The sequence below is a fragment of the Streptomyces sp. NPDC046876 genome (genome assembly GCF_040645035.1).
In the GTDB taxonomy this organism is placed as follows: domain Bacteria; phylum Actinomycetota; class Actinomycetes; order Streptomycetales; family Streptomycetaceae; genus Streptomyces.
The window spans coordinates 1-18,434 of sequence record NZ_JBEYXK010000009.1; the positions used below are offsets into that span (position 1 = coordinate 1).

Sequence of the window (18,434 nt, forward strand, 5' to 3'; positions counted from 1 at the left end):
GGGCTGAAATCAGCCCCGCCGGCGTTTGAGGCGTGGGGGTCCGGGGGCGGAGCCCCCGGTTTCGGGAAGGGGCGGGGCGGGGGCAGGCTCCGCGCAGCGGCGGCCCCCCCGGCCGGACCGGGGGAGGGCGGCCCGTCAGGGGGCCGTCAGGATGCGGGGACCCGCGGGGGTGACGGCCACCGTGTGCTCGGCGTGCGCGGCCCGACTGCCGTCGACGGTGCGCAGCGTCCACCCGTCCCCGTCGCACCGATAGTCATCCGTCCCCCCGGCGATCAGCATCGGCTCGATCGCCAGCACCATCCCCGCCCGCAGCCGCATCCCCCGCCCCGCCCGCCCCTCGTTCGGCACACCCGGCTCCTCGTGCATGTGCCGCCCCACCCCGTGCCCGCCGAAGCCGTCCGGAATCCCGTACCCCGCGCCCCGGCACACCGTGCCGATGGCGTGCGCGATGTCCCCGATCCGGTTCCCCGGCACGGCGGCCGCGATCCCGGCCGCCAACGCCGCCTCCGCAGTCTCGATGAGCCGGAGGTCGCCCGGCCGCGGCCGGCCGACCGTGAAGCTGACCGCCGCGTCCCCGACCCAGCCGCCGAGGCGGGCGCCGCAGTCGATGCTGACCAGGTCGCCGTCGCGGAGCCGGTAGCCGTCCGGGATGCCGTGGACGATCGCGTCGTTGACCGAGGCGCACACCACCGCCGGGAAGGGGACCGGCGCGAACTGCGGCCGGTAGCCGAGGAAGGGCGAGGCCGCCCCCGCCCCGTCCAGTACGCCGCGGGCCACCCGGTCCAGCTCCTGCAGGGACACGCCGACCCGCGCTGCGTCCCGTACCGCGGCCAGGGCCCGGGCCACGACCCGGCCCGCGGCGCGCATCTCGTCGATCGAACGTTCCGTCTTGAGTTCCACCATGCCAATAACTATACCGGTATAAGTTTACCGGCATAGTTATCGGTGCCGCGCTAGGATGGGGCCATGGTCCGAACCCCCCTCACCCCCGAAGAGCGCGAGCGCGGCGAACGCCTCGGCGCCCTGCTGCGGGAGGCCCGCGGCGCCCGCAGCATGGTCGAGGTCGCGGCGAGCGCCGGGCTGTCCGCCGAGACCCTCCGGAAGATCGAGACCGGCCGCGCGCCCACCCCCGCCTTCTTCACCGTCGCCGCCGTGGCCGAGGCGCTCGGCCTCTCCCTGGACGACGTGATGCGGCGCTGCGCCCTCGTGACGGCCTGAGGCCGCACCGGCCGCCGGGCGCCGTTCGGGCGGCCCCGCGGGCCGAACGGCCCAATCGGCGGTGCGCGCCGCCCGGCGCGGGGCAAGCGTGAGGGCGTGTCAGCCCTCCACGCCCCCCAGCGCCTCGGTCTCGGACTCCTCGGCGCGCTGCTCGCGGCCGGCCTGCTGGTGGCGGCCTGCGCCTCACCCGAAGGCCGGGCCGGGACCGGGCGGCATCCCGGGGACGCCGTCGCGGACCAGCCGGCGCATCCGCCGGCCACCCCCGGCCCGGCGCCGCGCCGCGGATGATCGCCCGCGGCGCCCGGCCGCGCCACTCGGCGTACGGCCCGGGATCCGCAGGTCCCCCCTGTCCGCGGCCGGCGGGCCGGGCCTAGCCTCGGGGCATGAACCTCGAAGAACTCGGGCGGTCCCCGTACGTCAGCCTCACCACCTTCCGCAAGGACGGCACGCCGGTCGCGACCCCCGTCTGGGCCGTCGTCGAGGACGGCGAGCTGTACGTCTGGACGCGCTCGGACGCGTGGAAGGTCAAGCGGATCCGCAACAACGGCCGGGTCACCCTGGCCGCCTGCGACGTGCGCGGGAGGGTGGAGGAGGGCGCGGCCGTCCTGGAGGGGCGGGCGCGGCTGCTGGACGAGGCCGGGCTGAAGCGGGTGCGGCGGCTGCTGGGGCGCAAGTACACCTGGCGGTTCTGGGCGGTGGACCTGCCGGCCGCGGCGGTCCGGCTCGGCAAACGCCCGCACACCGCGATCGCCGTCAAGGTTTGAGATTCCTGTAGCCCGCCCGTAACGCCCGTGGGATCCAATGCGGGCATGGAGACCGCGACTTCGCAGGCGATCGCGCAACTGTCGGACTATCTGCGGGGATTGACGCACCGGCTCGATCCGGGGGCGGGGTGGTACGGGGAGTTCCTGCGCCGGGATCCGGAAGGGATGCGGGCCTGCATGGAGGGGGCGGCGATGCCCCCGTGGGACGTGGTGGAGTCGCTGCTCGCCGACCTCGCGGCCGCCCGCGGTGAGCAGTTCGCGGCGCGGGAGACGCAGTACGCGGCCCGGCTGCGTGCCGAGGCCGTCGCCGCGTGGGACAGGCTCCCGGGCGGGGCCGAGGAGCTTCGGACCCTGCGGGCGGACGCCGCCGACCAGCGGGCCGTGTCGGAGGCCGCGGCCCGGACCCTGGCCGCGCGCCTCGCCGCCACCGGCGACCGGACCGAGGCGGCCGCCGTGGCCGCGGAGCTCGCCTGGGTACGGGACGACGCGGCCCGGGCTGCCGCCCGCCAGCAGGACTTCACGACCCGCCTGGAGGCCCTGCCCCCGGACCCCCTACCCGGCTTACCCCGCCAACGCACCCCGGAGCCACAACCCCCCACCGCACCCCCATACCCCGCCCCGGCCCAGTGGCAGCCGCCCGGCGCGCCTTCGCAGCCCGGCGCGGGCCCGGAGGAGGCACCCGGCGCGCCCCTGCATCCCGCCCCGATGGCGGAACAAGCGCCCAGCGCGGCCCCGCATCCCGCCCCGGCGCTCAGGGAGGTGTCCGGCGCGCCCCCGCATTCCGCCCCGATGGCGGGGGAGGCGTTCGGCGTGGTTCCGCAGTCGGTCCCGGTGCCGGTGGAGGGGGCGTTCGGCGGGCTGCCGCAGCCCGGCCCGGCGCCGTGGCAGGCGCCCGGTGTGCCCTCGCAGCGCGGTGCGGGGTCGGAAGGCGTGTCCGCTGCGGCACTTCGGCTCGGCGCGGAGGCGGAGCAGGCGGCCGGCGCCCTCCCGCAGCGTGGCGCGGAGGCGGGGGAGGCGGCTGACGCGGCCCCGCAGCCGCCCGTACGGCGGGCCGAGGGGCGGTGGTTGCGGGGCGGCGCCGGCCGACGGCCGGGCGGGGCGAGGTATGCCGGCGCGGCGGCTCCGGCCCCGGCGGGCTTCACACCCCCGCCCGGCCACCAGGACGGCCCGCCGGTCCCGCCACCCCGCGGCGCCCGCTTCGCCCCTCTCCCCGCAGCCGACGCAGACCCCGCCACCCCGCAGCCGGATGCCGGCCACGACCCGGCCGACGCCTGGCTTCGCAGTGCCGGACCGGGATCCGGCCCCGAGGGCCCCGAGCACCCCGAACCTGCCGGTGCCGGTGCTGGTTCCGCGGCTGCCGGGTCCGCCGCGCCGTGGCCCACGGACCTGCTCTCCGCCGGTCAGGATTTCCCTGCCCCGGCATCCGACCCGAGGGCCGCTGACATGGCCACCGCCTCCACCGCCTCCACCGCCCCCACCGCCCCCGCCGCCCCCGCCGGAACGGCCGTCGCCGAGCAGGACGCTGCCGCCGCCTGGTCCGTGGGGTCCGGTCCGGTGCCCGCCTGGGACGAGTGGGCCGGCGGCTCCGCGTCGTACGCCGACCCGTCGGCCGGAGCGCCTGCTGCGGGCAGCGCTCCCGGCCTCGGCGGTGGCGCCGGGTCCGGGCCCGGCCCCGGCAGCGCGCCCGCCCCCGGCGCCGCGGCCGCCGGGGACTCCGCACCCGAGCGGGCCCGGTGGTCGGCCCCCGGCTCCGGCGGTACGCCCGGCGTGCGGGACTCCGGGCCGGACGGGGATGCGTGGGCCGGCGGGCCCGGCCCGGGGCCCGAGGGGGTGGCCGGCGACGGCCCCGACACCGCCCCCCGGCGCCGGGTGCAGGACGTGGTGGCCGAGCTCATCGCCCTGCGCGGGCAGGGGCGCAGCGGCGAGGCACACGTCGTGCTGTGCGAGGCGGCCGCCTGGCCGGCCGGGCGGTTGCCGGCGCTGGCCGCCGAGCTCGGGCGGGCCGGGCTGGCCGCCGACTGGGCCACCCTGCTGTGGGAGGCGGCCTCGCTCCCGCCCGACCGGCTCGCCGCGGCCGCCGCCGCCCTCGGCGAGGCCGGCCGGCACGCCGACTGCGAGGCGCTGCTGCGCCAGGGCGTGGCCCGCCCCGCCGCCGAGATCGCCGAGGCGGCCCTGACCCTGGCCGCGGCCGGCCGGCCCCACGAGGCCGACGCCCTCCTCGGGGCCTTCGTCCGCGTCCGCACCGCCGAGGAGGCGGCCCGCCTCGCCCGCCGGGACCCGCAGTGGTTCACGCCCCGCCTGCTCGCGGCCGCCGCCGCCGTCTCCGCAGGGCACCGCCGCGACCTCGTACACGCCCTGCGCATCGTGGCCAAACTGCCCGCCGACTGATCGCCGTCGGATCACCTGCCGATCGCCGCCGGATCGCCGCCCGATCGCCGCCCGATCGCCGCCCGATCGTCAGGTGATCGCCTCCCGACCGAACGCGACCGCCTTGCGCCCCAAATCGACCGACTGCTCCAACCGTGCAAGGCGGTCTTGCCCCGGGCTGTGGCGAGGCCTACGTTCTACTCCCTACGCACACCGTCTACGTGCGTAGAAGTCGGCGTTCCCGTCGCGAGGAGCAGCTCATGGCCCAAGTCGTCCGCGCCGCACTCGTCCAGGCCACCTGGACCGGAGACACCGAGTCGATGATCGCCAAACACGAGGAGCACGCCCGCAGAGCGGCCGCCCAGGGCGCCCGGATCATCGGCTTCCAGGAGGTGTTCAACGCCCCCTACTTCTGCCAGGTCCAGGAGCCCGAGCACTACCGCTGGGCCGAGCCGGTCCCCGACGGCCCCACCGTCCGCCGCATGCAGGCCCTCGCCCGCGAGACCGGCATGGTCATCGTCGTCCCCGTCTTCGAGATCGAGGACTCCGGCTTCTACTACAACACCGCGGCCGTCATCGACGCCGACGGCAGCTACCTCGGCAAGTACCGCAAGCACCACATCCCGCAGGTCAAGGGGTTCTGGGAGAAGTACTACTTCCGCCCCGGCAACCTGGGTTGGCCCGTCTTCGACACCGCCGTCGGCAAGGTCGGCGTCTACATCTGCTACGACCGCCACTTCCCCGAGGGCTGGCGCGCCCTCGGCCTGGCCGGCGCGCAGCTCGTGTACAACCCGTCCGCCACCCACCGCGGCCTGTCCGCGCACCTGTGGCAGCTGGAGCAGCCCGCCTCGGCCGTCGCCAACGAGTACTTCGTCGCCGCGATCAACCGCGTCGGCGTGGAGGAGTACGGCGACAACGACTTCTACGGCACCAGCTACTTCGTCGACCCCCGCGGCCGGTTCGTCGGCGACCTCGCTAGCGACAAGGAGGAGGAACTCCTCGTCCGCGACCTCGACTTCGGCCTCATCGAAGAGGTCCGCACCCAATGGGCGTTCTACCGCGACCGCCGCCCCGACGCCTACGGAGGGCTCGTACAGCCTTGACTCCTCCTTCGCCTGACGGCGGGGGGGGTCCTGGCTCACTTCGCCTGACCCCTGGCAGTGGGCAGGGCTTACAAGATCAGCACCAGCCGGGTTGAGACCAGCCCGGACGAGCATCACGCGGGCGGAGTTCTTGTCTCTGGGTGAGACGGCTCCGCACGCGGTGCACGTGTACGTTCTCTCGGAAAGAGGTAGTGCGTGCTTGGCTCTCGCTCCGCACTGCGCGCAGTCCATGGTGGTGTGCGCGGGGTGGACAAGGTGCACGGTGCGCCCGTGCTTGCGGGCCTGCTCGATCAGGGCGGTCTTCGTGGCGCTGATCGCGGCGTCGGCGGCCTTGCGGGCCATTGTGGTCTTGGTGAGGAACTTCGGCCGGAAGTCCTCCATGGCGATCACGTCGAAGTCGCGGGCGACGGTCTTGGCCCACTTGCGGCCGGTGTCCTGCCGCTGCCGGGCGATCTTCTTCGAAACCTTCGCCGCCGCCCTGCGGGCCTTGCGGTAGCCGCTGGTGTCGGGCCTGTTTCTCGGGCTCTTTCGGCGTGCCATCTGCCGCTGGTAGCGCGCCAGCTTCTGCGCGGCCGTCTTCCCGTGCCCCGTATGCCGGAGGTCGTGGGCGTCGGATGTGGTGGTGGCAGTTTCCTTCACGCCCCAGTCAATGCCGATGGATCGGCCCGTGGCCGGTGTGTCGACCGTGCCGGCGACCACGACGAACGAGGCGTACCAGTGTCCGAGCCCGTCCCGGTAGACCCGCACGCTCGTGGGGTCGGACGGCAGATCGCGGGACCACACCACGGCGAGGGCGATCCCGCCGGCCAGGTGCAGGCGGCCGTCCTTCAACCGGAATCCGCGCTTCGTGTAGTTCAGCGTAGGCAGAGCCTCGCGCTTCGGCTTCATGCGGGGCATCCCGGCCCGCTGCCGCATCGGCAGCGCTGCCTTGACGTCCTTCAGCCCCTTGGCCCGGGACTTCGCGAAGTCCCGGATGACCTGCTGCTGAGGAACCGAAGCGCCCTCGCGCAGCCAGCTCACTGCCGCCCGGGCCGCGGTCAGCATCCTGTCGAGCTGCGCCGGACCACACGTCGTCTTCTCGACACCGCTTTTGTTCAGTGCATGGACCTTGCGGGACCTCGCCACGCACTCGTTCCACACCCACCGACACCGCGCCCACTCCCCTTCCAGGGCAGCGAGCCCGGAGGACGACACACGCAACCGGTACGTGTACCGGGCATGCCCGGCCACGTCGTTGCCGATCGTTCCTGTCGCCACGATCGGCAACTTAACAGCCGCTACTGACAACGAAAGAAAGGCCAGGTCAGAATAGATGCACAGAGAACTCCGACGCTTCGCCGCCCCGCCCCGAGCCCCCATTCCTGACCGGCCCCAAAGCCGCGGCATCCCAGGAGAAGCCAGGTGACCGAACCGATCCCCCTGCACAGCCGCCACCGCGCCGTCATGCCCGACTGGCTCGCCCTCTACTACGAGCGCCCCATCGAGCTCACCCACGGCGAGGGCCGCCACGTCTGGGACGCCGAGGGCAACCGCTACCTCGACTTCTTCGGCGGCATCCTCACCACGATGACCGCCCACGCCCTGCCCGAGGTCACCAAGGCCGTCTCCGACCAGGCCGGCCGGCTCATCCACTCCTCCACCCTCTACCTCAACCGCCCGATGGTCGAGCTGGCCGAGCGGATCGCCGCCCTGTCCGGCATCCCGGACGCCCGCGTCTTCTTCACCACCTCCGGCACCGAGGCCAACGACACGGCCCTGCTGCTGGCGACCGCGTACCGCCGCTCCAACCAGGTCCTGGCGATGCGCAACAGCTACCACGGCCGGTCCTTCTCCACCGTGTCCATCACCGGCAACCGCGGCTGGTCCCCGACGAGCCTGTCGCCGCTGCAGACGTACTACGTGCACGGCGCCGTCCGCACCCGCGGCCCCTTCGCCGCCCTGTCCGACGCCGACTTCACCTCTGCCGCCGTCGCCGACCTCGAGGACGTCCTCGGGCAGGCCCGCGGCTCGGTCGCCGCCCTGATCGCCGAACCGATCCAGGGCGTCGGCGGGTTCACCTCGCCGCCCGACGGCCTGTACGGGGCCTTCCGCGAGGTCCTCGACCGCCACGGCATCCTGTGGATCAGCGACGAGGTGCAGACCGGCTGGGGCCGTACCGGCGACAGCTTCTGGGGCTGGCAGGCGCACGCCCAGAACGGCCCGCCCGACATGCTGACCTTCGCCAAGGGCATCGGCAACGGCATGTCCATCGGCGGCGTCGTCGCCCGCGCCGAGATCATGAACTGCATCGACACCAACTCCATCTCCACCTTCGGCGGCTCACCGGTCACCATGGCCGCCGGCGTCGCGAACCTCGCCTACCTGCTGGAGCACGACCTCCAGGGCAACGCCCGCCGCGTCGGCGGCCTGCTGCTGGAGCGGCTGCGCGCCATCGCCGCGACCGTGCCCGCCGTACGGGAGGTCCGCGGCCGCGGCCTGATGGCCGGACTGGAGCTGACCCGGCCCGGCACCGACCGGGCCGACCCGGAGGCGGCCGCCGCCGTCATCGAAGCCGCCCGCGAAGGCGGCCTCCTCCTCGGCAAGGGCGGCGGCCACGACACCAGCGTGCTGCGCATCGCGCCGCCGCTGTCCCTCACCGTCGCCGAGGCGGAAGAGGGAGCCGCCATCATCGAACGGGCCCTGCGCAGCATCGTGTAGCCGGGAGGCGCCGCACATGTCCCACCGCACCCTGATCCGCGGCGGCCTCGTCGTCACGGCCGCCGACGAGCTCCACGCCGACGTCCTGGTCGAGGACGGCCGGGTCGCCGCCCTCGCGGCCCACGGCTCGGCCGCCGCCGAGAGCTGGACGGCCGACCGCGTCCTCGACGCCGCCGGGAAGTACGTCATCCCCGGCGGGGTCGACGCCCACACCCACATGGAGCTGCCCTTCGGCGGCACCTTCGCCTCGGACACCTTCGAGACGGGGACCCGGGCCGCCGCCTGGGGCGGCACGACCACCATCGTCGACTTCGCCGTGCAGAGCGTGGGCCACAGCCTGCGCGAGGGCCTCGACGCCTGGTACGCGAAGGCCGACGGCAACTGCGCGATCGACTACGGCTTCCACATGATCCTCTCGGACGTCAACGAGGGGACCCTGAAGGAGATGGACCTCCTCGTCGAGGAGGGCGTCACCTCCTTCAAGCTGTTCATGGCCTACCCCGGCGTCTTCTACAGCGACGACGGCCGGATCCTGCGCGCCATGCAGCGGGGCGCGGCCAACGGCGGGCTGATCATGATGCACGCCGAGAACGGCATCGCCATCGACGTCCTCGTCGAACAGGCCCTGGCCCGCGGCGAGACCGACCCCCGCCACCACGGCGAGGTCCGCAAGGTCCTGCTGGAGGCCGAGGCCACGCACCGGGCGATCCAGCTGGCCCGCGTGGCCGGCTCCCCGCTGTACGTGGTCCACGTCTCCGCGGAGGAAGCCGTCGCCGAGCTGGCCGCCGCCCGCGACAAGGGGCTGCCGGTCTTCGGGGAGACCTGCCCGCAGTACCTGTTCCTGTCCACCGACAACCTGGCCGAGCCCGATTTCCAGGGCGCCAAGTACGTCTGCTCCACGCCGCTGCGCCCGCGCGAGCACCAGGCCGCGCTGTGGCGGGGCCTGCGCACGAACGACCTCCAGGTGGTGTCCACCGACCACTGCCCGTTCTGCTTCAAGGGGCAGAAGGAGCTCGGCCGCGGAGACTTCTCCAAGATCCCGAACGGCCTGCCCGGTGTGGAGAACCGGATGGACCTCCTCCACCAGGCCGTCGTCGACGGGCACATCAGCCGCCGCCGCTGGATCGAGATCGCCTGCGCGACCCCGGCCCGGATGTTCGGCCTGTACCCGCGCAAGGGCACCATCGCGCCGGGCTCCGACGCCGACATCGTCCTGTACGACCCGCACGCCGAGCAGGTGGTCTCCGCCGCCACCCACCACATGAACGTGGACTACTCGGCGTATGAGGGCAAGCGGATCACCGGACGCGTCGACACGGTCCTGTCCCGCGGCGAGCTCGTCGTCGACCGGCGCGAGTACACCGGCCGGGCCGGCCACGGTGCGTTCGTCCACCGCTCCACCTGCCAGTACCTGTAACCAAGGAAGTGCGATGGACTTCGGCCTCGTCCTGCAAACCGACCCGCCCGCGTCCCAGGTGGTCAGCCTGATGAAACGCGCCGAGCGCAATGGGTTCCGCTACGGCTGGACCTTCGACTCGGCCGTGCTGTGGCAGGAACCCTTCGTCATTTACAGCCAGATCCTGGCGAACACCCAGAAGCTGCACGTCGGCCCCATGGTCACCAACCCCGGCACCCGCACCTGGGAGGTCACCGCCTCCACCTTCGCCACCCTCAACGACATGTACGGCAACCGCACCGTCTGCGGGATCGGCCGCGGCGACTCGGCCATGCGGGTGGCCGGCCGCAAACCGAACACCCTGGCCCGGCTGGGCGAGGCCATCGACGTCATCCGGGACCTGGCCGAGGGCCGCGAGGCGGTCGTCGACGGCAGCCCGGTCCGCATCCCCTGGATCAAGAACGGCAGGCTCCCCGTCTGGATGGCCGCGTACGGACCGAGGGCCCTGGCCCTCGCCGGGGAGAAGGCCGACGGGTTCATCCTCCAGCTCGCCGACCCCTTCCTCACCGAATGGATGGTCAAGGCCGTACGGCAGGCCGCGACGGACGCCGGCCGCGACCCCGACACCCTCACCATCTGCGTGGCCGCCCCCGCCTACGTCACGGCCGACGACTCGGCCGCGGCCCTGGCCCACGCCCGGGACCAGTGCCGCTGGTTCGGCGGCATGGTCGGCAACCACGTCGCCGACCTCGTCGCCAAGTACGGCGAGCACTCCGCGATGGTCCCGGACGAGCTCACCGCGTACATCAAGGACCGGCACGGCTACGACTACAGCCACCACGGCCGCGCCGACAACCCCTCCACCGACTTCGTCCCCGACGAGATCGTCGACCGCTTCTGCCTCCTCGGCCCCGCCGAGGCCCACATCGCCAAACTCCGCCACCTCCAGGACCTCGGCGTCGACCAGTTCGCCGTCTACGACATGCACGACAACCGCGAGGCCACCATCGACGCCTACGGCTCCGAGATCATCCCGGCGCTCGGCGCCTGACACGCCCCGAACCGGCCCCGCCCCCCGCACCACCCCGCACGGCCCCTTCCGTACCGTCCCCCGAACGAAGGGTTCCGCCGCCATGACCGCCACCGCCTCCTCCGACAGACCCGCCGGCCCCGGCACGGCCGCCGACGGCCGCGTCGAGCTCCCGCCCGGCGCGGCCGTCGGCGACCCGCGCTTCGTCAACGACGACCTGCTGCCCGTCCCCATCGCCGCACGCCGCTGGACCACCTACAACTTCGCCGCCCTCTGGGTCGGCATGGCCCACAACATCCCCTCCTGGCTGCTCGCCTCCGGCCTCGTCGCCCTGGGCATGGACTGGAAGCAGGCCGTCCTCACCATCGCCCTCGCCAACGTCATCGTGCTCCTGCCGATGCTGCTGACCGGGCACGCGGGCCCGAAGTACGGCATCCCCTTCCCGGTCCTCGCCCGCGCCCCCTTCGGCCTGCGCGGCGCCAACCTGCCGGCGCTCGTCCGGGCCGGGGTCGCCTGCGCCTGGTTCGGCATCCAGACCTGGATCGCAGGCCAGGCCATCTTCGTCCTGCTCGACAAGGCCTTCGGCGGCGGTTGGGCCGAGGCGAGCCGGATCGGCGGGCAGCCCTGGCCGCTGTGGCTCTGCTTCGTGCTCTTCTGGACCCTGGAACTGGCCATCATCCAACGGGGCATGGAGACGCTGCGCCGTTTCGAGAACTGGGCCGCACCCTTCGTCATCGTCGGCGCGCTGGTCCTCCTCGTCTGGATCGCGGTCAAGGCGGGCGGGTTCGGACCGCTGCTCGACCAGCCGTCGAAGCTGGGCTGGGGCTCGGACTTCTGGCCGGTCTTCTTCCCGTCCCTCATGGGCATGATCGCGTTCTGGGCGACCCTCAGCCTCAACATCCCCGACTTCACCCGCTTCGGCTCCGGCCAGCGCGCCCAGGCGTGGGGACAGGCCCTCGGGCTGCCGACGACCATGACCCTGTTCGCGCTGCTCTCCGTGCTCGTCACCTCCGGCTCGCAGGCCGTGTACGGAGCGCCCGTCTGGGACCCGGTGGAACTCGCGGCCCACGCCGACAACGTCTTCGGGCTGCTCTTCGCGCTCGTCACGGTGCTCGTCGCGACGATCTCCGTGAACATCGCGGCCAACGTCGTCTCCCCGGCCTACGACCTCGCCCACGTCCTCCCCGAGCGGATCGACTTCCGCAAGGGCGCGCTGATCACCGGTGTCGTCGGCGTGGTCATCATGCCGTGGAAGCTCACCGAGACGCCCGAGCTGTACATCTTCACCTGGCTGGGCCTCGTCGGCGGCCTGCTGGGCACCGTCGCAGGCATCCTCATCGCCGACTACTGGCTGGTCCGCCGCACCGTCCTCGACCTGGCCGGCCTCTACCGCCCCGACGGCCCCTACTGGTACCGGTCCGGCTGGAACCCGGCCGCCGTCCTCGCCTTCACCGTGGGCGGCGTCCTCGCCATCGGCGGCTCCCACTCCGCCCCGGGCGCCGGCCCCTTCCCCGAGGAAGGACTGATCCCCTTCCTCGAGCCGCTCGCCGACTACGGCTGGGCGGTCGGCCTCGCCGCGTCCCTCCTGCTGTACACCACGCTCATGAAGGCGCGGGGAGCCTCCCCGTCGTCCGCGGGATCGCCCGGGGTGTAGGTGCATCCGCCCTCGTTCAGGGAGGGGGCTACCGGAGCCAGCCGCGCTGGGCCGCTTTCAGGCCCGCCTCGAACCGGCTCGATGCGTCGAGGCGTTCCATCAGTCCTGCCATCTGTCGGCGTACGCTGCGGGCCGATATGCCGAGTCGTCGGCCTGCGACCTCGTCGGTGAGGCCGGATGCGAGGAGCTTGAGCAGCTCCTGCTCGGATGCGGTGAGACCGGTGTCGGCATCCTTGGAGCGGTCGGCGCCCAGCGGGACGGCGCAGTTCCATGTCTGCTCGAACAGCGCGACCAGCGAGGCGACGATCCCCGCCTCGCGGATGCACAGCGCGCCGCGCTTCGTGTCGGCCGGATCGATCGGGACGACGGCAACCCGGCGGTCGAAGACGAGCATGCGCGGGGGAAGCGTCGGACAGGTGCGCACCATGCCGCCCTCCTCCGTCATCCACCGCGCGTACGCGAGGGATGCAGGATCGTGGCGCACGCTGTCCTGGTAGAGCGTCAAGAGGGCGATGCCCTTGCGCATGGCCGCGTCGTCCAGGGGCCTGGACGCGTCGAGGCTGGCCTGTGACTGGGCTCCGCCCGGCATCACCGAGAGACACTCGTCGGTCATCTCCCGGGCAAGGGTTTCCAGTTTCGCCTGGATGGCATCGAGGCCGACCAGGCGCTCGGTGTCCGTGGCCGTGGCGACCGCGGTCGGGCAGGCCGGTCGAAGGCCGGCGTATTCGGCGATGGCTCGCGCTGCGGCAGCCTTTCCCAGTTCGAGCTCCCGGTGACGGCGCAGGAGCTCTTCCTCCTGCCGTAGCAGGAGCATCTCCAGGCCGAGCTCCGGGCTGACCGGCCGTACGGCGCCGCGTACGTCCCGGGAGGCGCGCAGGAGCCGGAGATCGGCGAGCCTGTCCAGGGCGTCCCGCACGGTGCCCTCGGCCAGGCCCAGTTGTGCACAGAGCTCCTGCACACTGCCCTCGGGACGGGAGAGCATCTCCCGGTACACGGCCTCCGACACGTGGTCCAGCCCGAGCACGTCCAACATCTGCCAACCCCCCACTCTGCAAAGCGATTTAAATCGCCATTCAGCCTAGGCTCAACTCTGCGGGTTGATCAAGCAGGGTGTTGCCGCGGCGAGTGGAGAGGTCGAGTATGGCCATCTCGGGCGCAGTCGGGTCGAGTGTTCAACGGATTGGGGTGTGGCGAGTAGAATCGCCGATCGGTCGTGGGGGTATCGTGAGCGTCGACTGATCGGAGCTGGCCGGGATGGATGCAGTGGAAGCCGGTGACCACCGGACCCCCCCTTCGGCGCCCGACCGTGCCCGCAAGATCTCCGAGAGGCTCGACGGGCTGATCCTCAGGGAGGCGGCCCGCGCCGGCGGGAAGGCCCCCGCCTACCGGGAGCTGGCCGACCGGGTCAACAGGATCGCCGGACGCAGCGTCATCTCCCGGGACACGATCCGCAATCTGCACCAGGCGACCACGCAGAAGGGGCAGTCCCCCAACCCCACGGTCGAGACGCTGGACTGGCTGGGCCTCGCCTTCGGCATCCGGTCCGGTGCCACGTACTTCCTGGACGACGCCAAGGCGGCTGCCGTGGACGAGCAACTGCTGGCCCTGGACAAGCTGGCGGGCATGCAGGCGGCCGTGGGGAACGCCGGGGTCATCGGCCTCGCGCAGCGCGCCTCGGGGCTGTCCGACAACAGCCTCCACATGCTGGTCGCGCTGGCCGACCGCCTCAGTGCGCTCGAGGCACAGGCGGCGGGGGAGTCGAGCCCGCCCCCACCAACCGGAACGGGCCCCTGACCACCGGTGGGAGTCAGTAGGGTGGGCAGCGCACCGACCGCTGCCCGCTGACCGAAGGATCCCTGCCGCCATGCCTGTACCCCGGGGTCTGCGCAGGCGTTGCGAGGGCATCCTGGCCGGGATCGAGCTGCCGGATCCGTTCACGGTCGACTCCTTCCGTGATGCGCTGGCCCGGCATCGCGGGCGTCCGATCGTGATGGAGCCGCTTCCCGAGCTCGGTTTCGAGGTCCCGTGCGGGGCGTGGATCGCGCTGCCCAGCGTGGACGTCGTCTTCTACGAGCAGAAGACGAGTCCGGCCCACCAGGACCTGATCAAGCTTCACGAGCTCGGCCACGTCCTGTGCGGCCACACCCGGAACGTGGAACTGGCCGATCTGGCAAGGGCTTTCGGCGACCTGACGCCGGACCTCATCGCCCACACGCTCGGCAGGGCGCGCAGCAACTTCGACACCGTCGAGGAGCAGGAGGCCGAGATGATCGCCGTGCTCCTGGCCGACCTGGCCGCCACCGACCGGGTCGGCACTCCGTCCTCGCGCCGGCTGGCCGCCAGCCTCGCCCACCCGATACGCCGCCTGCGACGCTGGCGAGGAGATTGATGTACCCGGTCTACCAGTTCACCCTTCCCGCCGTTCTGTGGATGCTGGTGATCTGGCGCGCGCCCGCCGCCTTCAACGGCTCCCGCCCTTCACGCTGCCTGTGGGGCTTCCTCGTCGCGCTCGCCGTCACGTTGACGACCAGGCCGCCGGCCGTGGAGCACCTCATCAGGGTCGCCACCGGTTCACCCGACCTGTCCGTCCTCATCAAGCACATCGCCGGCCTGGCATCGAACTTCTTCATGCTGGAGTACGTGATCGCGCTCCACGGCCGCGGGCCGCGGCGGGCGGCGGCCGCTCGGCTGCGCATCGCCGTGGCGGTGAGCGCCGCACTGGCGCTCACGCTGCTGTTCGTCTTCTTCTTCGAGCACGACCCCGACGGCCCGGCGAGCCGGGTGACCGACGCCCACCTGGGCGACTGGGCGGTGCGGCTGTACGAAGGCATCGTCTACGCCTACCTGGGACCCTCCAGCGCGCTGACGGCCAGGCTCTTCTGGTCGAACCGGCGCAGCGTGCCCCGAGGCCTGCTGCGGGCGGGAGTCGTGTGCCTGGCGGGCGGCTGCGCGGTGGCCGTCGTCTACACCGTCTACCGGGTGGTCTTCCTCGCAGGCCAGCACAGCCGGACGCAGGTCCCGGGACCCGGAACGTTCGACCCGGTCTCCGAGACCCTGCCGGTGCTCTCCCTCGTCCTCCTCGTGGTCGGCCTAGTCCTGCCGCCGCTGAGGATCCTCGCCCGCCACCTCCGTGACCAGTACGCGCTGTGGCGGCTGCACCCGCTGTGGTCGGACCTGCTCCACGCCGCACCGGAGGTGGCGTTCGGCCCGCGCGTGGGCCGCGTCCGCGACCTGTTCATCCTCGGGGACCGGACCCTTGACGTGGCCCACCGGGCCTTCGAGATCCGCGACGCCTGCCTCGTACTGCGCGATCGGTGCGCAGCGGCTGCGAACGCAACGGGGGAGGGCTCCGGCGCGCCGCTCGCAGGCGAGCGGTCGCACGCCCGGGCGGAAGCGGCCTGGCTGTTCGCGGCACTCCACGGGAATACCGACGCCGGCCACGCCGCCGTGCCGCTGCCGTCGAACGCCAGGACTCCCGGCGAGGAGATCGCCTGGCTGCTCGAGGTCGCCGCCGCCTACGGGAAGCTGTCGCGCGGGCATGACGCCCCGCCGCCGGCGGCCGCGGCACGCGTTCGGCAGGAGCCGGCTGACACTGCGTCCTGATGCGGCCAGGCCGCTTGGTGACGGTCCGTACGGCTTCCCGGGGGGGTGCCGGGCCGAGCAGGATAGTGATCACCGGAACGGCGGCAGGGACACCGAGTCCCAGCCGGGGCCCCGAGGCCCACGGCCCGACCGCCGGATCCCGATCGTCCTCGCCGACACCACCAGTTTGGGGTACAGCCATGTCCACCACCGCTCGCCTGCTCACCACCGCCGTCATCGCCTCCGTCCTTTCCGGCGCGGCGGTGCCGCTCGCTTCGACCGCCTTCGCCGCAACGGGACCGGCCGGCATCGGCTGGGACGTGCCCTCGGCGAAGGGCATCGGCTGGGACGCGCCCTCGGCGCACGCGGCCGTGTCCGCGACCGGTGTCTCGGCCAACGGCATCGGCTGGGACTGACCCGCGGTGGTGCCCGTCCATCTCACGCTGATGCCGACGGGAGGAAACGCACCCACCGATGACCAGGTCCACGCCCTAGTGGACACTCTGTGGGCCCACAGCAGACCCGAACACGGCATGGAACACATCCGGGCCCTCGCAAGCCCGGCCGGCATCGGGATCATCCTCTTCATCCGCGCCACCGGCGCCGACACCGCGCACGTCAAGGCCCTGCGCCTCCTGGCCGCCGCGCTCGCCTCGGGCGCCGCCGCCGGCGCATATTCCGTCACGCTCCACGGCCGCTGACCGGACATCCCGCGCGCCCACGGCCGTCACGCCGTGCCCGGCCTCCTGCGTAGTACCGCCGCGATCGCGGCCGGCAGCGCCCCACGTCACGCCCGTGTCCTTCCCCGCAGCCTTCTCATCGGGAGCAGTCATGCCCAAACGGCCCCACCTGCCCGCCTCCACCGCCGTTCCGGTGGCCCTGACCCTCTGCCTCGCGGCGCTGGCGACGGGCTGCGGCACCAGTGCCGGCAGCCACGCCAAGGAGGTCGTCGCCGCCGGCGCCCAAGGCGCCGCGGTGTCGTCCCCGGCGCCCACCGCCGGCTCCCCGAGTCCGCCCCCGCAGGGCGCCCCCTCCGCGAAGCCGGCCGAGCCCGCGGGAGGTTCGGCCCCTCAGCCGAGCCGGCAGGCGCAAGGAGCGGGAGCGCAGCCGGGCGCCTCGGGAGGCGGTCGGGGGGAGGCGCCGCGGAACGCGGCGGTGAAGCCCGAATCCATCGAGGAGCTGCCTTCCCAGAAGGCCTTCGGATGGAAGCCGGACGGCCCGCTCGGCAGCCGGGACCTGCACGGGGAGAAGATCACGCTCAACGAGTGCGCGGTCGTGACCGGCGCCGTGCTGTGGCAGCAGCAGGGATACCTCAGCTCGGCCAAGAACCCTGCCAGTCAGCAGCTGTTCGCCTACCCCGACGCGTCGGCGGCCCAGGCCGCGTACGGCCGGCTCATCGCCGACATGGACCGCTGTCAGGACGCCTCGCGCAAGGCCCAGGCTGCCGGCGGCGTCACGCAGGACGCCTCCGTCACCGCCACCGCCACCGGCCAGGGGGCCAAGGCCTGGCAGCGGCGGTGGACCGGCGTCGGCGGCACGGCGGCCGGCGAGCCGCAGACCACCCACCTCTACGCGGTGCAGCGCGCCGAGTCGCTCGTGCTCTTCCAGTTCGACGAGCTCTCCGAACGCCGCGGCCCGGCCTACGACACCAGCGGCGACAGCCAGATCCTCACCGCCCTCGCCGACCAGGCGACCCGGCGATGACACCGCACCGAACCCCCGACCGAAGCACCCGACCCACACCTTCAGGAGATCCGTTGACCATCACGAAGAACACCACCCGCGCGGCAGCCGTCCTCGCCGCCGCCTGCGCCGCCTCGCTCCTTCTCGCCGGCGCGCCCGCCCACGCCGACAGCGCCCTGGGCACCTACATGCGCGCCGGATCGACCGGCTCCCTCGGCCACAACGCGGCCCCCGGCGGCCAGGTGTCCCGCAGTCAGGTGCTCAACCGGGCCCAGGCGTGGGTCAACCAGTCCGTCCCCTACAGCACCAACGGCCTGGAGGCCCCGTACAGCTGGTGGGCGGACGACCAGACGGGCGGCCGCTACCGCCAGGACTGCTCCGGACTCGTCTCCATGGCCTGGCAGCTCCCCGAAAGCCCTAACACGGGCGCCCTGCCCAACTACTCCACGTCGATAGACAAGTGGGACCTCAAGCCCGGCGACATCCTCAACAGCGCCGAACACGTCGTCATCTTCGCGGGCTGGCGGGACAAGTCGGCGGGCACATTCAACTACTACCAGGAGAGCAGCCGGCGCCGCCCGACGAACTACAACACCGACGGCGACCTCAACGGCGCGTACCTGTCCAGCCACGCCATGAGCAGCTACACCGCGTACCGCTACAAGAACATCGCCGAGGACACCAAGACCGCGACCCCGACGACGGCGGGTGTGTACCGGCCGGGTGAGTCGAAGTTCTTCGTGTCGGACCGCAGTGGGGGTCTGTCGGGTTGGGCGGGGTTCGGTGTGCAGGGTGATGTGCCGTTGTCGGGTGACTGGAACAAGGACGGGAAGGACACGTTCGGTGTGTACCGTCCGGCCGATCAGACGTTCTATCTCACGAACGACAACGGTTCGGTGGCGGTGGCGCGGAAGCTGGGGAATCCGGGGGACGTGCCGGT

Annotated in this window: 17 protein-coding genes and 2 pseudogenes; 16 read left to right on the forward strand and 3 right to left on the reverse strand. The window is 72.8% G+C overall.

All coding sequences use genetic code 11. The features are described 5' to 3' along the window. Positions 1–135: 135 nt before the first annotated feature. Entirely contained in the window at positions 136–903 is a 768-nt protein-coding gene (gene map / locus ABZ924_RS07995) for a type I methionyl aminopeptidase (protein WP_361905725.1), read from the reverse strand. Between the two features lie 63 nt (positions 904–966). Here map and ABZ924_RS08000 point away from each other — a divergent pair, with 63 nt between their 5' ends. The 5 genes from ABZ924_RS08000 to ABZ924_RS08020 all read left to right on the forward strand — a co-directional run bounded on the left by ABZ924_RS08000 (position 967) and on the right by ABZ924_RS08020 (position 5,452). Continuing rightward, entirely contained in the window at positions 967–1,218 is a 252-nt protein-coding gene (locus ABZ924_RS08000; RefSeq protein ID WP_361905727.1) for a helix-turn-helix transcriptional regulator, read from the forward strand. 96 nt (positions 1,219–1,314) lie between these two features. Next, positions 1,315–1,506, forward strand: a complete 192-nt coding sequence (locus ABZ924_RS08005; protein WP_361905729.1) for a hypothetical protein — start codon at positions 1,315–1,317, stop codon at positions 1,504–1,506. Between the two features lie 95 nt (positions 1,507–1,601). Next, positions 1,602–1,982 carry a PPOX class F420-dependent oxidoreductase gene (locus tag ABZ924_RS08010; RefSeq protein WP_361905730.1) on the forward strand — a complete coding sequence of 127 codons (381 nt, stop codon included), beginning with the start codon at positions 1,602–1,604 and terminating at the stop codon, positions 1,980–1,982. Between the two features lie 45 nt (positions 1,983–2,027). Further along, positions 2,028–4,370, forward strand: a complete 2,343-nt coding sequence (locus ABZ924_RS08015) for a hypothetical protein (RefSeq protein WP_361905732.1) — start codon at positions 2,028–2,030, stop codon at positions 4,368–4,370. 239 nt (positions 4,371–4,609) lie between these two features. Beyond that, positions 4,610–5,452, forward strand: coding sequence for a nitrilase-related carbon-nitrogen hydrolase (locus ABZ924_RS08020; protein ID WP_361905734.1), 843 nt, complete (start codon positions 4,610–4,612; stop codon positions 5,450–5,452). Positions 5,453–5,527: 75 nt separating this feature from the next. On the opposite strand, the pseudogene ABZ924_RS08025 reads toward ABZ924_RS08020, so the two are convergent. Then, a pseudogene (locus ABZ924_RS08025) lies at positions 5,528–6,694 on the reverse strand (transposase); the annotation flags it as partial. 201 nt (positions 6,695–6,895) lie between these two features. Between ABZ924_RS08025 and ABZ924_RS08030 the strand changes: the two are divergent. The 4 genes from ABZ924_RS08030 (at position 6,896) to ABZ924_RS08045 (ending at position 12,229) form a co-directional block, all read left to right on the forward strand. After that, positions 6,896–8,149 carry an aspartate aminotransferase family protein gene (locus tag ABZ924_RS08030; RefSeq protein WP_361905952.1) on the forward strand — a complete coding sequence of 418 codons (1,254 nt, stop codon included), beginning with the start codon at positions 6,896–6,898 and terminating at the stop codon, positions 8,147–8,149. Between the two features lie 16 nt (positions 8,150–8,165). Beyond that, positions 8,166–9,566 (forward strand): dihydropyrimidinase, encoded by a 1,401-nt coding sequence (gene hydA, locus ABZ924_RS08035; RefSeq protein WP_361905736.1) that lies wholly within the window; start codon positions 8,166–8,168, stop codon positions 9,564–9,566. A 13-nt stretch (positions 9,567–9,579) separates the two neighbouring features. Beyond that, positions 9,580–10,596: a TIGR03842 family LLM class F420-dependent oxidoreductase gene (locus ABZ924_RS08040; protein WP_361905738.1), complete on the forward strand. Its 1,017-nt coding sequence runs from the start codon at positions 9,580–9,582 to the stop codon at positions 10,594–10,596. An 82-nt stretch (positions 10,597–10,678) separates the two neighbouring features. Further along, a complete protein-coding gene (locus tag ABZ924_RS08045; protein ID WP_361905740.1) occupies positions 10,679–12,229 on the forward strand; it encodes an NCS1 family nucleobase:cation symporter-1 in 1,551 nt (516 codons plus the stop codon). A 28-nt stretch (positions 12,230–12,257) separates the two neighbouring features. Here the strand turns inward: ABZ924_RS08045 and ABZ924_RS08050 are convergent, their stop codons facing one another. After that, positions 12,258–13,262: a helix-turn-helix transcriptional regulator gene (locus ABZ924_RS08050; RefSeq protein WP_361905742.1), complete on the reverse strand. Its 1,005-nt coding sequence runs from the start codon at positions 13,260–13,262 to the stop codon at positions 12,258–12,260. Positions 13,263–13,483: 221 nt separating this feature from the next. Between ABZ924_RS08050 and ABZ924_RS08055 the strand changes: the two genes are divergently transcribed. The 7 genes and pseudogenes from ABZ924_RS08055 to ABZ924_RS08085 form a co-directional block, all read left to right on the forward strand. Then, a complete protein-coding gene (locus ABZ924_RS08055) occupies positions 13,484–14,023 on the forward strand; it encodes a hypothetical protein (RefSeq protein ID WP_361905744.1) in 540 nt (179 codons plus the stop codon). A 70-nt stretch (positions 14,024–14,093) separates the two neighbouring features. Further along, positions 14,094–14,618: a regulator component gene (locus ABZ924_RS08060; RefSeq protein WP_361905746.1), complete on the forward strand. Its 525-nt coding sequence runs from the start codon at positions 14,094–14,096 to the stop codon at positions 14,616–14,618. Continuing rightward, positions 14,618–15,832, forward strand: coding sequence for an MAB_1171c family putative transporter (locus ABZ924_RS08065; protein WP_361905748.1), 1,215 nt, complete (start codon positions 14,618–14,620; stop codon positions 15,830–15,832). Before ABZ924_RS08060 ends, ABZ924_RS08065 begins: the two co-directional genes overlap by 1 nt. Positions 15,833–16,011: 179 nt before the next feature. Further along, positions 16,012–16,227, forward strand: coding sequence for a hypothetical protein (locus tag ABZ924_RS08070; RefSeq protein ID WP_361905749.1), 216 nt, complete (start codon positions 16,012–16,014; stop codon positions 16,225–16,227). 117 nt (positions 16,228–16,344) lie between these two features. Then, complete coding sequence (locus ABZ924_RS08075; RefSeq protein WP_361905751.1) at positions 16,345–16,512, forward strand: hypothetical protein; 168 nt, start codon at positions 16,345–16,347, stop codon at positions 16,510–16,512. A 130-nt stretch (positions 16,513–16,642) separates the two neighbouring features. Continuing rightward, positions 16,643–17,515, forward strand: coding sequence for a hypothetical protein (locus ABZ924_RS08080; RefSeq protein WP_361905753.1), 873 nt, complete (start codon positions 16,643–16,645; stop codon positions 17,513–17,515). Between the two features lie 53 nt (positions 17,516–17,568). Then, a pseudogene (locus ABZ924_RS08085) lies at positions 17,569–18,434 on the forward strand (hypothetical protein); the annotation flags it as partial.